Source organism: Burkholderia sp. AU19243 (genome assembly GCF_018148075.1).
Lineage (GTDB): Bacteria > Pseudomonadota > Gammaproteobacteria > Burkholderiales > Burkholderiaceae > Burkholderia > Burkholderia latens_A.
Genome location: NZ_JAGSTV010000006.1, coordinates 208,952 through 222,602 on the forward strand (window position 1 = coordinate 208,952; position 13,651 = coordinate 222,602).

Sequence of the window (13,651 nt, forward strand, 5' to 3'; positions counted from 1 at the left end):
GTGGCGGCCGGGTTTTCGGGAGAGCTGCTCATGAGATTGCGGGGCAAGCGCGCGCTGGTGACGGCGGCGGGGCAAGGCATCGGGCGCGCGACCGCGCTGCGGTTCGCAAGCGAAGGGGCCGACGTGCTCGCGACCGACATCAACGAAGCCGCGCTCGCGCAGCTTGCCGCCGACGCCGAGCGGGCCGGCGGCCGGCTCGCCACGCGGCGGCTCGACGTGACCGACGCCGGCGACATCGCGGCGCTCGCCGCGAAAGAACGCGCGTTCGACGTGCTGTTCAACTGCGCGGGCTTCGTGCACCACGGCTCGATCCTCGACTGCGACGACGACGCATGGGCGTTTTCGCTGAACCTGAACGTCACGTCGATGTACCGGTTGATTCGCGCGCTGCTGCCGGCGATGCTGGACGCGGGCGGCGCGTCCATCGTCAACATGGCGTCGGCGGCGTCGAGCGTGAAGGGCGTGCCGAACCGTTTCGTCTACGGGACGACCAAGGCGGCCGTGATCGGCCTGACCAAGTCGGTAGCCGCCGATTTCGTCGAGCGGCGCATTCGCTGCAACGCGATCTGCCCGGGCACGATCGAATCGCCGTCGCTGGAGCAGCGCATCGCCGAGCAGGCGCGCACGCGCGACGTGTCGATCGACATCGTGCGCCAGGCATTTGTCGCACGTCAGCCGATGGGGCGCATCGGCAGCGCCGACGAAGTCGCCGCGCTCGCGTTGTATCTCGCGTCCGACGAGTCGTCCTTCACCACCGGCACGATTCACCTGATCGATGGCGGCTGGTCAAACTGACCGTGTCAAACTGACCGTGTCGAACTGATCGTGTTTGACCGCCGCTCCTGTCCACTTTCCGCTTCCGCTTACACGACATGAAACTGCTGAGATTTGGCGACAAACATCAAGAGAAACCCGGCCTGCTCGATGCGCAGCGCAGGATTCGCGATCTGTCGGGCGTAATCGACGACGTCGCCGGCGACGCGCTGACGCCCGGGTCGCTCGCGCGGCTGCGCGACATCGACCCGTCGTCGCTGCCGCTCGTCGACGGCGCGCCGCGGCTCGGCCCGTGCGTCGGCCGCGTCGGCAAGTTCATCTGCATCGGGCTCAACTATTCGGACCACGCGGCCGAGTCCGGAATGGAAGTCCCGAAGGAGCCGGTCGTGTTCGGCAAGTGGACGAGCGCGATCTCCGGGCCGAACGACGACATCGAGATTCCGCGCGGATCGGAGAAGACCGACTGGGAAGTCGAGCTCGGCGTCGTGATCGGCAAGGCCGGCCGATATATCGACGAAGCCGATGCGATGACCCATGTCGCCGGCTACTGCGTGGTGAACGACGTATCGGAGCGCGAATACCAGCTCGAACGCGGCGGCACATGGGACAAGGGCAAGGGCAACGACACCTTCGGGCCGATCGGGCCGTGGCTCGTCACGGCGGACGAAGTGCCGGATCCGCACGCGTTGCGGCTGTGGCTCGACGTCGACGGCCATCGCTATCAGAACGGCTCGACCGCGACGATGGTGTTTCGCGTACCGCATCTGATCAGCTACCTGAGCCGCTTCATGAGCCTGCAGCCGGGCGACGTGATTTCGACCGGCACGCCGCCCGGCGTCGGGCTCGGGCAGAAGCCGCCCGTTTATCTGCGCGCCGGGCAGGTAATCACGCTCGGCATCGACGGGCTCGGCGAACAGCGCCAGCGCACCGTGCAGGCCTGATTCCCTTCAACGGACGATTCGTATGCCAATCATTCGATCGATGCGCGTCCTCGACGTGCGCTTCCCGACCTCGCGCCAGCTCGACGGTTCCGACGCGATGAATCCGGACCCCGATTATTCGGCCGCGTACGTCGTGCTCGAAACCGACCGCGACGGCCTCGAAGGTCACGGGCTCACGTTCACCATCGGGCGCGGCAACGAGATCTGCTGCGCGGCGATCGACGCGATGCGCCATCTCGTCGTCGGCCTCGACCTCGACTGGATCCGCGAGGACATGGGCCGGTTCTGGCGTCACGTGACGTCGGACAGCCAGTTGCGCTGGATCGGCCCGGACAAGGGCGCGATCCACCTCGCGACGGGCGCCGTCGTCAACGCGGTGTGGGACTTGTGGGCGAAGGCGGTCGGCAAGCCTTTGTGGCGGCTCGTCGCCGACATGAGCCCCGAGGAAATCGTGCGTGCGATCGATTTCCGCTACCTGACCGACTGCCTGACGCGTGACGAGGCGCTCGACCTGCTGCGCCGGCAGGCGCCGGGCAAGGTCGAACGGATCGCGGCGCTCGAGCGCGACGGCTACCCGTGCTACACGACGTCGGCCGGCTGGCTCGGCTATAGCGACGACAAGCTGCGCCGGTTGTGCCGCGAGGCGGTGGACGCCGGTTTCGAGCACGTGAAGCTGAAGGTCGGCGCGAACCTGGACGACGACATCCGCCGCGTGACGATTGCGCGCGACGTGATCGGCCCGGACCGCAAGCTGATGATCGATGCGAACCAGGTATGGGAAGTGCATGAAGCGATCGACTGGGTGCGCGAGCTGTCGTTCGCGAAGCCGTGGTTCATCGAGGAGCCGACGAGCCCCGACGACGTCGAAGGGCATCGCAAGATCCGCGAGGCGATCCGCCCCGTGCAGGTCGCGACCGGCGAGATGTGCCAGAACCGCGTGCTGTTCAAGCAGTTCATCGAGCGCGGCGCGATCGACGTCGTGCAGATCGACGCATGCCGGCTCGGCGGCGTGAACGAGATCCTCGCGGTGTTGCTGCTCGCCGCGAAGTATGGGTTGCCGGTGTGTCCGCATGCGGGCGGCGTCGGGCTGTGCGAGTACGTGCAGCATCTGTCGATGATCGACTACGTGTGTATTTCCGGCACGAAGGAAGGGCGTGTCGCCGAATACGTCGATCACCTGCACGAGCATTTCGTCGAACCCTGTGTCGTGCGCGGCGCCGCGTACATGCCGCCGACGGCGCCCGGATTCTCGATCGAGATGAAGCCCGAATCGCTCGAGCAGTACCGGTTCCGCGGCTGAAGCACGCCGCGCGCGGCACGGCGATGCACCGCGCGGCGTACGCGGCGACAACATGAACGACGGAGACGCGAAGTGGATTTGAATCTGCAACAGAAGGTCGTGATCGTGACCGGCGGCGCGTCGGGCATCGGCGCCGCGATCTCGATGCGGCTGGCCGGCGAAGGCGCGATTCCGGTCGTGTTCGCACGCCACGCACCGGACGACGGTTTCTGGCGCGAACTCGTTCGGCGGCAACCGCATGCAGCGAACATCGCCGTCGAACTGCAGGACGACGCGCAGTGCCGCGACGGCGTCGCGCAGACCATCGCGCGCTTCGGCCGCATCGACGGGCTCGTCAACAACGCGGGCATCAACGACAACATCGGCCTCGATGCCGGCCGCGACGCGTTCGTCGCCTCGCTGGAGCGGAACCTCGTCCACTACTACGTGATGGCGCATTACTGCGTGCCGCATCTGAAAGCGACGCGCGGCGCGATCGTCAACATCTCGTCGAAAACGGCCGTCACCGGGCAGGGCAACACGAGCGGCTACTGCGCATCGAAGGGCGCGCAGCTCGCGCTCACGCGCGAATGGGCGGTCGCATTGCGCAACGACGGCGTGCGCGTGAACGCGGTGATTCCGGCCGAAGTGATGACGCCGCTCTACCGGAGCTGGATCGCCGGCTTCGACGATCCGCAAGCGAAGATTGCGGAAATCGCCGGCAAGGTGCCGCTCGGCAAGCGCTTCACGACGGCCGACGAGATCGCGGACACCACCGTATTCCTGCTGTCGGAACGCGCGTCGCACACGACGGGCCAGTGGCTGTTCGTCGACGGCGGCTATACGCATCTCGATCGCGCGATCGGCTGAGGACGGCGAGCCATGCAACCCGATTCGGACCGGAACCTGCATACTGCCGCACCGCCGTTGATCGCATTGGCCGGCGTCAGCAAGCGTTTTCCCGGCGTGCAGGCGCTCGACGATTGCCGGTTCGACCTGCGCGCCGGCGAAGTGCACGCGCTGATGGGCGAGAACGGCGCCGGCAAATCGACGTTGATGAAAATTCTCGCCGGCGTTTATCAGAAGGACGAAGGCGAGATCCGGATGGACGGCCGCGCGGTCGAGATCGCCGATCCGCGCGCGGCACAGGCGCTCGGGATCGGCATCATCCATCAGGAACTGAACCTGATGAATCACCTGAGCGTCGCGCAAAACATCTTCATCGGCCGCGAGCCGCGCGGACGCTTCGGCGTGTTCGTCGACGAAGACAAGCTCAATCGCGACGCCGCCGCCATCTTCGCTCGGATGCGGCTCGATCTCGATCCGCGCACGCGGGTCGGCCGGCTGACGGTCGCGAAGCAGCAGATGGTCGAGATCGCGAAGGCGCTGTCGTTCGATTCGCGCGTGCTGATCATGGACGAGCCGACCGCCGCGCTGAACAACGCCGAGATCGCCGAGTTGTTCCGGATCATCCGCGACCTGCGCGCGCATGGCGTCGGCATCGTCTACATCTCGCACAAGATGGACGAGTTGCGGCAGATCGCCGATCGCGTGACGGTGATGCGCGACGGCAAGTACGTCGCGACCGTGCCGATGGCCGGCACGTCGATGGAGTCGATCATCGCGATGATGGTCGGCCGTCAGCTCGATACGCAGTTCCGCACGCCGCCCGATACGACGAAAAACGACATCGCGCTCGAAGTGCGAGGGCTGTCGCGCGGCCGCGCCATTCGCGACGTCGGCTTCACGCTGCGGCGCGGCGAGATCCTCGGCTTCGCGGGGCTGATGGGGGCGGGCCGCACCGAGGTTGCGCGCGCGGTGTTCGGTGCGGATCCGGTCGACGCGGGCGAGATCCGCGTGCACGGCAGGACCGTGACGATCCGCACGCCGGCCGATGCGGTCAGGCACGGGATCGGTTACTTGTCGGAAGATCGCAAGCAATTCGGGCTCGCGGTCGGAATGGACGTGCAGAACAACATCGCGCTGGCGAGCATGCAGCGCTTCGTGCGTCGCGGCATGTTCGTCGATGCGCGCGAGATGCGCGACGCCGCGCGGTCGTACGTGCGGCAACTCGCGATCCGTACGCCGTCGGTCGCGCAGCCCGCGCGGCTGCTGTCCGGCGGCAACCAGCAGAAGATCGTCATCGCGAAGTGGCTGCTGCGCGACTGCGACATCCTGTTCTTCGACGAGCCGACGCGCGGCATCGACGTCGGCGCGAAAAGCGAGATCTACAAGCTGCTCGATGCGCTCGCCGCCGAAGGCAAGGCGATCGTGATGATCTCGTCCGAATTGCCGGAGGTGCTGCGGATGAGCCACCGGATCCTGGTGATGTGCGAAGGGCGCGTGACCGGCGAATTGCGCGCGGCCGACGCCACGCAGGAAAAGATCATGCAGCTCGCGACGCAGCGCGAGTCGACCGTATTGTCCTGACTGTTTTGTTCAGACGCCTACCGATCATGTCCAACGATACGCATCCCGTTCCGCCTCTTGCCACCGGCGACGCGCCGGCCGGCGCACCGGGCCTGCGCGCCCGCTTCTTCAATCCGGCCGCGCGGCAGAAGCTGCTCGCGTTCGCGAGCCTCGTGCTGCTGATCGTGTTCTTCGGCTTCGCGTCGTCGAACTTTCTCGAAGTCGACAACCTGGTCGCGATCCTGCAGGCCACCGCGGTGAACGGCGTGCTGGCCGTCGCGTGCACATACGTGATCATCACGTCGGGGATCGATCTCTCCGTCGGCACGCTGATGACGTTTTGCGCGGTGATGGCCGGCGTCGTGCTGACGAAGTGGGGAATGCCGCTGCCGCTGGGGATCCTGGCCGCGCTGTGTTTCGGCGCGCTGTCGGGCAGCGTGTCCGGCTTCGTGATCGCGAAGATGAAGGTGCCGCCGTTCATCGCGACGCTCGGGATGATGATGCTGCTCAAGGGGCTGTCGCTCGTGATCTCGGGCACGCGGCCGATCTATTTCAACGACACGCCGGGCTTCACGTCGATCGCGCAGGATTCGCTGATCGGCGCCCTGATTCCCGCGCTGCCGATTCCGAACGCGGTGCTGATCCTGTTCCTCGTCGCGCTCGGCGCGTCGATCGTGCTTAACCGCACGATCTTCGGCCGCTACACGTTCGCGCTCGGCAGCAACGAGGAGGCGCTGCGGCTGTCCGGCGTGAACGTCGATGCGTGGAAGATCGCCGTCTACACGTTCAGCGGCGCGGTGTGCGGGATCGCCGGGCTGCTGATCGCATCGCGGCTCAACTCCGCGCAACCGGCGCTCGGGCAGGGCTACGAGCTCGACGCGATCGCGGCGGTCGTGATCGGCGGCACGTCGCTGTCGGGCGGCGCGGGCAGCATCGTCGGCACCATCATCGGCGCGTTCATCATGAGCGTGCTGACCAACGGGCTGCGCATCATGTCGGTCGCGCAGGAGTGGCAGACCGTCGTGACGGGCGTGATCATCATCCTCGCCGTCTACGTGGACATCCTGCGCCGGCGCCGGCGCTGACGCGCGCGCGGACGGACGAAAACAGGCACACAGGCGCATCACCGCCGGCCGGGCCGGCATTTCAGTCGATACGAACCAAGGAGACGCGAAGTGATCAGGAGCAAGGTGTTGAACGCGATCGTCGGGCTGACGTTCGCCGTCGGAGCGACGGCCGGCGCGCACGCGCAGGAAAGCTACATCCCGCTGATCTCGAAGGGCTTCCAGCATCAGTTCTGGCAGGCCGTGAAATCCGGCGCGGTGCAGGCGGCGAAAGACTACAAGGTGAAAGTGACGTTCGAGGGCCCCGAGACAGAGGCGATGGTGGACAAGCAGATCGACATGCTGTCCGCCGCGATTGCGAAGAAGCCCGCCGCACTCGGCTTCGCGGCGCTCGACAGCAAGGCCGCGCTGCCGCTGCTGAAGAAGGCGCAGGCCGAGAAGATCCCGGTCATCGCGTTCGACTCCGGCGTCGACAGCGATATCCCGGTGACGACCGCCGCGACCGACAACAAGGCCGCCGCCGCGCTCGCCGCGGACAAGCTCGCCGCGCTGATCGGCGACGACGGCGAGGTGGCCGTGGTTGCGCACGACCAGACGAGCCGCACCGGCATCGACCGCCGCGACGGCTTTCTCGAAAGGATGAAAGCGGCGCACCCGAAGGTGCAGGTCGTGACCGTGCAATACGGCGAAGGCGACCAGCTGAAGTCGACCGAAGTGACGAAGTCGATCCTGCAAGCGTATCCGAAGCTCAAGGGCTTGTTCGGCACCAACGAAGGCTCGGCGATCGGCGTGGTCAACGGCGTGCGCGAGATGAAGCGCAAGGTCGTGATCGTCGGTTACGATTCCGGCAAGCAGCAGAAGGACGCGATCCGCAGCGGGCTGATGGCCGGCGCGATCACGCAGAACCCGGTCGGGATCGGCTACAAGACGGTCGAGGCGGCCGTGAAGGCGATCAAGGGCGAGAAGCTGCCGAAGATCATCGACACCGGCTTCTACTGGTACGACAAAACCAATATCGACGACCCGAAAATCAAGGCGGTGTTGTACGACTGAGCGTGACACGACGCCGCAAGCGACGGCGAAACACGAGGACACCATGGGCGCAGTGCGTATCGATTCCCATCAGCATTTCTGGCGTTACCGCGCGGCCGACTATCCGTGGATCGGCGCCGGGATGGGCGTGCTCGCCCGCGATTACCTGCCCGCCGCGCTGTGGCCGCAGATGCATGCGCAGGCGCTCGACGCATCGATCGCGGTGCAGGCGCGCGCCGGGCGCGACGAGACCGCGTTCCTGCTCGAGCTTGCCCGCGACGACGCGCGCATTGCGGCGGTGGTCGGCTGGGAGGATCTCGGTGCACCCCAGCTGGCCGATCGTATCGCCGAATGGCGCAGCCCGAAGCTGCGCGGCTTTCGTCATCAGCTGCAGGACGAAGCCGACGTCGCCGCATTCGTCGCGGATCCCGCGTTCAATCGCGGTATTGCGTGGCTGCAGGCGAACGGCTATGTGTACGACGTGCTCGTGTTCGAGCGTCAGTTGCGCGACGTGCGTGCGTTTTGCGCGCGGCACGATGCGCACTGGCTCGTGCTCGACCATGCGGGCAAGCCGGCGCTCTCCGAATTCGACCGCGACGATAGCGCGCTCGCGCGCTGGCGGGCCGGCCTGCGCGAGCTGGGCGCGCTGCCGCACGTCGTGTGCAAGCTGTCGGGGCTCGTGACCGAGACGGACTGGCGGCGCGGCTTGCGCGGGCCGGATATCCGCCACATCGAGCAATGCCTCGACGCGGCGCTCGACGCGTTCGGACCGCAGCGGCTGATGTTCGGATCGGACTGGCCCGTGTGCCTGCTCGCGGCATCGTATGACGAAGTGGCGTCGCTGGTCGAGCGCTGGGCCGAAGCGCGGTTGTCGGCGGCCGAGCGCAACGCGTTGTGGGGCGGCACGGCCGCACGTTGCTATGCGTTGCAGGGCGATACCGGGCCCGGCAGATAAAATAGGCGCGAACGGCCCGATGCGCCGGATGCAAGCATCGCGCCGTCCGCAACACAACCGCTTACCTGTATCAATGTATGTCCATCCAGCCGATTCAGAACCGCCGCCTGTACCAGCAGATCGCCGACAAGCTCAGCGCAATGATCGAGTCCGGCGATTTCCCGCCGGGCAGTTATCTGCCGCCCGAGCGGGAACTGGCCGAACGGTTCGGCGTGTCGCGCACGTCGGTGCGCGAGGCGCTGATCGCGCTGGAGGTGAACGGACTCGTGAGCGTACGCGTCGGCGACGGCGTGAAGGTGCGTCAGCCCGGGGCGATCGCCGCACCTGCGCCGGCGATCGATACGAAGGTCGCACCGTTCTCGATCGTCGAGATCGATCCGGAGCTCGGCATCGCACTCGACCTCGATACCGAGATTCCGCCGTTCGCGCTGCTGCAGGCACGCCGGCTGATCGAGCCGGAAGCCGCGGCGCTCGCCGCGAAGCACGGCTCGGACGCGCAGATCGAAGGCATTCACGACGCGTTCCTGCGCAACCAGGAAGACAATCGCAGCGGCTCGCTCACCCATCCGGGCGACCGGCTGTTCCATATCCGTATCGCGGAAGCGAGCGACAACGCGGCGTATGCACTGATGATCAAGCAGCTGCTCGCGCACAAGTACGACCCGATGTTCCAGCGGCTGCAGTCGCTGTACATGCCGAACGACATGCCGCACCGGTCGGAACTCGAGCACCGGGCGATCCTCGATGCAATCCGTGCGCGCGACCCGGAGGCCGCGCGCCGTGCGATGGCCGCACACCTCGACGAAGTGATCGAAATCTTCGGCCGCGCGCTCGACTGAGCGCGGGCGATCGCACGCGCGCGCGGTTCAGGCGTTTCGCATCCCGCATCAGAAGCGGTCGGCGCGGTAGGGCGTCGGGTCGGTGAACGGCGTCTCGCCGGTCATCATTTGCGCGAGCAGGCGGCCGGACACAGGACCGAGCGTGAGCCCGTGATGGTTGTGCCCGAACGAAAACCACAGCCCGCGATGCGCGGGCGCGGGGCCGATCACCGGCCGCATGTCGGGCGTGCACGGCCGGAAACCCAGCCACGGCTGCGGATCGAGCCGCGCGCCGAAGCCGAACACCGGGCGCGCGATGCGTTCCGCGCGATCGAGCTGCACGCCCGTCGGCGGCAGCCCGCGCCGTGCGATTTCGACGCCGGTCGTCAGCCGCAACCCGCGCCGCATCGGTGCGATCACGTACCCGTATTCGCGATCGACGATCGGTGCCGACGGCGTGCCGCGTTCGGATGGTGCGTAGTGCATGTGATAGCCGCGCTTCTCGCGCAGCGGGATCTTGTAGCCGAACTTGCCGAATACCGTGTCCGACCACGGGCCCAGCGCGACGACCACCGACGGCGCGGCGATGTTGCCGTCGTCCGTCATGACTTGCCACCCGGGCGACAACGCGTCGAGGCTCGCCGCATCGCCGGTGAGCAGCGTGCCGCCGCCTTGCACGAAGAGCTGCGCGTAGGCTTTGACGAGCGCGGACGGATCGACGACGCTTTTCGGGTCGAGCCAGTGCAGCGCACCGCAGAAGCCCGGTGCGAGGCTCGGTTCCCGTGCGCGCAGTGCGGACGCGTCGAGCGGCGTGATGCCGAGCCCGTGGCGGCGCGCGGTGAGCCCGGCATCGGCGACCGCGCGTTCGAACGCGGCCGGCGTGCGGAACGCTTCCATCCAGCCGCTTGCGCGCACCAGTTCACCTGCGCCGGCCCGCGCGATCAGCGCGTCGTGCTCGACGATGCAGCGCTCGATCAGCGGCAACATGTCACGCGATGCTGCCGCGTGGCGCATCGGCGCGGATTCCCACCAGAAGCGCGCGAGCCACGGCGCGAAGGCAGGCAGCGACATGCTGTGCCAGTAGAGATCGGTCGAGCGGTTCAGCGCATAGCGCATCAGCGTGAACGGGCTGCGCGGAAACGGATACGGCTCGATCGACGAGCGCTCGATCAAGCCCGCGTTGCCGAAGCTCGTGCCTTCGCCGGGTGCGCCGCGGTCGACCAGTGCGACCTTGCGGCCGCGATCCTGCAGATGCAGCGCGGCGGATACGCCGACGATGCCTGCGCCCAGAACGATTACGTCGAAGTCCATTCGGTAGTGGCCATTGGCGGTGCGCTTGGCCGCGATGCGGCGGGCGCGCCCTGGTTGGAGATCGTATGAAGTGAAAGCATACTCGCGGCCGCGTGACGCACCAAGAGGGTATGCGCTGACGACATGGTGCAGGTGGCCCGCGCACGACGAATCGGGATCGTTCGGGTCAGTCGGGGCAGCCGCGTGCGCACGTTTCGGCATTGATGTACGGCCCGCGCTGTAGATTCGGCAAATCGCCGCCGACGAATGCATGACGCTGGCGCATCGACGTTTCCAACCGGCTCGCCGATCGACGTCGTCGCCGCAGAATCAGCGTCACGTGCAGCGTTCCCGATTCAGCAGATTTTTCCGCGCTATTCGCGGGTGTATCCCACTGGTTTGGGATGCGAATTTTTATCTAAGATTGAAGGACCTGTGCGCGGGATACGGTCGCTGCACGCGCATGGCTGGCAGGGCGCAGCACCGGAACCACTGCAACAGAATGTCTTCATCATGGACGCGAGCGTGTGCGCGGCGGCTGCGGGTATTGCAGTCGCATCGACGCCAGCGTGCGCGGCGGCAATCGCTGCCCGCAAGGCGTCCGGCCCACAGGGCCGAGCCGCCACGCTGCGTCACGCGTTCGTCGCAATCGTTTGCGTTCTGAGCATCGCCCGCGGCGTCCTCGCAGGCGCACCCGCCGATGCCGGCGATCCGGTCGAGCCGATGCAATTCGCCGGCACCACGACCCCCGCCAATCCCGCCGGCCCAGCCTTTTCGTCACACGACTCCGCCGTGCGGCAGGTCGTGCTCGGCATCGTGAGTTTCACGCGCTGGCCGACCACGTCCGGTCGCCTGCGTCTGTGCGTGACCGGCAGAACCGGCTACGCGAGCGGCCTCACCGACACGTTGCAAGCCGGTTCGATGGCGATCGATACGCGGCGTGTGCGCGCCGACGATCCGGCACTCGGCGGCGAGTGCGACGTCGTCTATCTCGGCGCGCTCGGCAGCGATGAGCGAACGCGCGTGCGCGCGGCGCTGGCGGGCCATCCGGTCCTGACCATCGACGAGCACGATCCGTCCTGCACGGCCGGCAGCATGTTTTGTCTGACCGTAGAAGGCGAGCGCGTGACGTTCGACGTCAATCTGGATGCGGTCGAGCGCAGCGGCGTGCGCGTTCATCCCAATGTGCTCGGCCTCGCGCGGCGACCGGTGACGCCATGACACGTTCCGCGCCCCCCGTTGCCCCGTCACGCGTGCCGCGCCCGACGCTGCAAAGCGTGTTGCGCCGTGCGCACCTGCGCCTCGCGTTCGTTGCGGTCGCGATGGCCGCCGTGTCGCTGATCGTCGTGGCCGTGATCGCGTTGCGCGCCTATGCCGGCAACAATCTGAACCTGCTTGCCCGCTCGCTCGGCTATACGGTCGAGGCGGCGCTCGTGTTCGGGGACCGCGTCGCGGCGAACGAGGCGATCGCGACGATCGCCGGCGACGAGGACGTCGCGCAGATCGTCGTCGTCGACGGCAACGGGCAACTGTTCGCGACGTGGAAGCTGCCGGCCAGAGGCGGAATCGCCAGCCTCGAGCGCGGCGTCGCCGGTCTCGTGTTGCCGGGGCCCGCGACCGTTCCGGTGATGCACGACGGTATCGTCGTCGGTCAGGTCATCGTGCGTGGCCGCGGGCACCAGTTCTTCGGGTTCCTGGTCGGCGGCATCGGCGGCATTCTCGGCTGCCTCGTCGTCAGTATGTTCGGCGCTTACATCAGCTCGAAGCGGCTGCTGCACAACATCGTCGCGCCGCTGCGCGCGCTCGCCGGCGTCGCGCACGCCGTGCGGCGCGAGCGTGCGTTCGCACGGCGCGTGGAGCCGGTGGCGATCGCGGAGCTGAACCAGCTCGGCGACGACTTCAACGCGCTGCTCGACGAATTCGAAGAATGGCAGAACACGCTGCGCGACGAGAACGCATCGCTCGAGCACAAGGCAACGCACGACGCGCTCACCGGTTTGCCCAATCGCGCGCAGTTCGAGTCGCGTCTGTCGGTTGCGTTGTGCGATGCCGTGGTGACGGGGCAGCGGGTCGCCGTGCTGTATCTCGATTGCGATCGCTTCAAGGAAATCAATGACGGCCTCGGCCACGACGCCGGCGATGCGGTGCTGGTTGGCGTCGCGGCGCGGCTGCGCACGCAGGTGCGCGAGACCGATCTGGTCGCTCGGCTCGGGGGCGACGAGTTTGCGGTGATGCTGGCCGGCGTGCGCGAAGCGGACAGCGTGTGCCGGATCGCCGACGAGATCTTGTCCGGCATGGCGCCGTCGATCGCGCTGTCCGACGGACACATGGTGGCCACCATGATGAGTGTCGGCGTTGCGCTGTATCCCGATCACGCGTCGGACGCGAGCGGTCTGCTGCGCGCGGCGGATGCCGCGATGTACCGCGCCAAGCGAGCGCGGCCGGGTTCGTGGCAACTGGCGGAAGGTGTTGCCGGGCGAGTTTGATGGCAATCGTTTCGCGCTGCGGACGAGGCCGCAGCTGCGGGATAAAAAGCGCACGCGACGCGGGCGCACGAAGGGGACGCGATCATGAAAAGCTCGTTGCCAATGAGCATTGGGAGGATGGGCGTCGGGGGCGCGGTGCTGCTGTGCGTGCTGCTTGTCGGCTGCAAGACGGCGCCGTTGCATCGGGGGCTCACGCAGACGCAGGTCACGGCGCTGAAGTCGGCCGGGTTTCACGAGACCGAACAGGGTTTCGAGTTCGGTTCGGCCGGGCCGATCCTGTTCGACTTCGATCGGTATAACCTGAAGCCGGATGTCAGGCGGATCGTCGAGCGGATCGGCAGGACGTTGAAGTCGGCGGAAATCAACGGGGTCCGGGTGTACGGGTATTCGGATCAGGAAGGGGAGGCGGCTTACGACCTGGAGTTGTCCCGGCGACGGGCCGAGGTGGTGGCCGGTGAGCTTGTCGATGCGGGGCTGGACGGGAAGCGGATTTCGATCGTCGGCAAGGGGAAGAGCGATCCGGTCGGCGATAACCGCACGCCGGCCGGAAGAATGCAGAATCGGCGGGCGGCGATCGTGGTTTCGCCGAGGTGACGGGTATCG

The 13,651-nt window shown here is 67.1% G+C and carries 13 protein-coding genes; 12 read left to right on the top strand and 1 reads right to left on the bottom strand.

Features of this window, described 5'->3' with window-relative positions; translation table 11 throughout:
* Positions 1 to 30: 30 nt before the first annotated feature.
* From KDW55_RS14060 to KDW55_RS14100, 9 genes are all read left to right on the top strand, one after another.
* On the top strand, positions 31 to 795 hold the full coding sequence (locus KDW55_RS14060) for an SDR family oxidoreductase (protein ID WP_212160372.1): 765 nt from the start codon (positions 31 to 33) through the stop codon (positions 793 to 795).
* A gap of 77 nt (positions 796 to 872) precedes the next feature.
* Positions 873 to 1,715: an ureidoglycolate lyase gene (locus tag KDW55_RS14065; RefSeq protein ID WP_040140746.1), complete on the top strand. Its 843-nt coding sequence runs from the start codon at positions 873 to 875 to the stop codon at positions 1,713 to 1,715.
* Positions 1,716 to 1,737: 22 nt separating this feature from the next.
* A complete protein-coding gene (locus KDW55_RS14070; RefSeq protein ID WP_040140744.1) occupies positions 1,738 to 3,015 on the top strand; it encodes an L-fuconate dehydratase in 1,278 nt (425 codons plus the stop codon).
* A gap of 72 nt (positions 3,016 to 3,087) precedes the next feature.
* A complete protein-coding gene (locus tag KDW55_RS14075) occupies positions 3,088 to 3,864 on the top strand; it encodes an SDR family oxidoreductase (protein WP_069243266.1) in 777 nt (258 codons plus the stop codon).
* A 12-nt stretch (positions 3,865 to 3,876) separates the two neighbouring features.
* Complete coding sequence (locus KDW55_RS14080) at positions 3,877 to 5,424, top strand: sugar ABC transporter ATP-binding protein (protein ID WP_069243265.1); 1,548 nt, start codon at positions 3,877 to 3,879, stop codon at positions 5,422 to 5,424.
* 26 nt (positions 5,425 to 5,450) lie between these two features.
* Positions 5,451 to 6,488 (top strand): ABC transporter permease, encoded by a 1,038-nt coding sequence (locus KDW55_RS14085; protein WP_209821903.1) that lies wholly within the window; start codon positions 5,451 to 5,453, stop codon positions 6,486 to 6,488.
* A gap of 90 nt (positions 6,489 to 6,578) precedes the next feature.
* The gene (locus tag KDW55_RS14090) at positions 6,579 to 7,520 is read left to right on the top strand and encodes an ABC transporter substrate-binding protein (protein WP_040140737.1); all 942 of its coding nucleotides are present in this window, start codon (positions 6,579 to 6,581) and stop codon (positions 7,518 to 7,520) included.
* A gap of 43 nt (positions 7,521 to 7,563) precedes the next feature.
* Positions 7,564 to 8,454 carry an amidohydrolase family protein gene (locus KDW55_RS14095; RefSeq protein ID WP_212160371.1) on the top strand — a complete coding sequence of 297 codons (891 nt, stop codon included), beginning with the start codon at positions 7,564 to 7,566 and terminating at the stop codon, positions 8,452 to 8,454.
* Between the two features lie 77 nt (positions 8,455 to 8,531).
* Entirely contained in the window at positions 8,532 to 9,293 is a 762-nt protein-coding gene (locus tag KDW55_RS14100) for a FadR/GntR family transcriptional regulator (RefSeq protein ID WP_040140733.1), read from the top strand.
* Between the two features lie 48 nt (positions 9,294 to 9,341).
* Here KDW55_RS14100 and KDW55_RS14105 read toward each other — a convergent pair whose 3' ends face one another.
* Entirely contained in the window at positions 9,342 to 10,583 is a 1,242-nt protein-coding gene (locus KDW55_RS14105) for an FAD-binding oxidoreductase (RefSeq protein ID WP_212160370.1), read from the bottom strand.
* 492 nt (positions 10,584 to 11,075) lie between these two features.
* Between KDW55_RS14105 and KDW55_RS14110 the strand changes: the two genes are divergently transcribed.
* The 3 genes from KDW55_RS14110 (at position 11,076) to KDW55_RS14120 (ending at position 13,642) form a co-directional block, all read left to right on the top strand.
* Entirely contained in the window at positions 11,076 to 11,783 is a 708-nt protein-coding gene (locus KDW55_RS14110; RefSeq protein ID WP_212160369.1) for a YfiR family protein, read from the top strand.
* Positions 11,780 to 13,048 (top strand): diguanylate cyclase, encoded by a 1,269-nt coding sequence (locus KDW55_RS14115; RefSeq protein WP_040140727.1) that lies wholly within the window; start codon positions 11,780 to 11,782, stop codon positions 13,046 to 13,048. The genes KDW55_RS14110 and KDW55_RS14115 overlap by 4 nt, the downstream gene beginning before the upstream one ends.
* An 84-nt stretch (positions 13,049 to 13,132) precedes the next feature.
* Positions 13,133 to 13,642 carry an OmpA family protein gene (locus KDW55_RS14120; RefSeq protein WP_040140725.1) on the top strand — a complete coding sequence of 170 codons (510 nt, stop codon included), beginning with the start codon at positions 13,133 to 13,135 and terminating at the stop codon, positions 13,640 to 13,642.
* Positions 13,643 to 13,651: the final 9 nt, after the last annotated feature.

Excerpts from the sequence above, each read along its gene's own strand:
- KDW55_RS14095 (WP_212160371.1), top strand. The coding sequence starts at position 7,564 with ATGGGCGCAGTGCGTATCGATTCCCATCAGCATTTCTGGCGTTACCGC.
- KDW55_RS14105 (WP_212160370.1), bottom strand. The coding sequence starts at position 10,583 with ATGGACTTCGACGTAATCGTTCTGGGCGCAGGCATCGTCGGCGTATCC.
- KDW55_RS14100 (WP_040140733.1), top strand. The coding sequence starts at position 8,532 with ATGTCCATCCAGCCGATTCAGAACCGCCGCCTGTACCAGCAGATCGCC.
- KDW55_RS14085 (WP_209821903.1), top strand. The coding sequence starts at position 5,451 with ATGTCCAACGATACGCATCCCGTTCCGCCTCTTGCCACCGGCGACGCG.
- KDW55_RS14120 (WP_040140725.1), top strand. The coding sequence starts at position 13,133 with ATGAAAAGCTCGTTGCCAATGAGCATTGGGAGGATGGGCGTCGGGGGC.
- KDW55_RS14065 (WP_040140746.1), top strand. The coding sequence starts at position 873 with ATGAAACTGCTGAGATTTGGCGACAAACATCAAGAGAAACCCGGCCTG.
- KDW55_RS14080 (WP_069243265.1), top strand. The coding sequence starts at position 3,877 with ATGCAACCCGATTCGGACCGGAACCTGCATACTGCCGCACCGCCGTTG.
- KDW55_RS14110 (WP_212160369.1), top strand. The coding sequence starts at position 11,076 with ATGGACGCGAGCGTGTGCGCGGCGGCTGCGGGTATTGCAGTCGCATCG.
- KDW55_RS14070 (WP_040140744.1), top strand. The coding sequence starts at position 1,738 with ATGCCAATCATTCGATCGATGCGCGTCCTCGACGTGCGCTTCCCGACC.
- KDW55_RS14115 (WP_040140727.1), top strand. The coding sequence starts at position 11,780 with ATGACACGTTCCGCGCCCCCCGTTGCCCCGTCACGCGTGCCGCGCCCG.
- KDW55_RS14060 (WP_212160372.1), top strand. The coding sequence starts at position 31 with ATGAGATTGCGGGGCAAGCGCGCGCTGGTGACGGCGGCGGGGCAAGGC.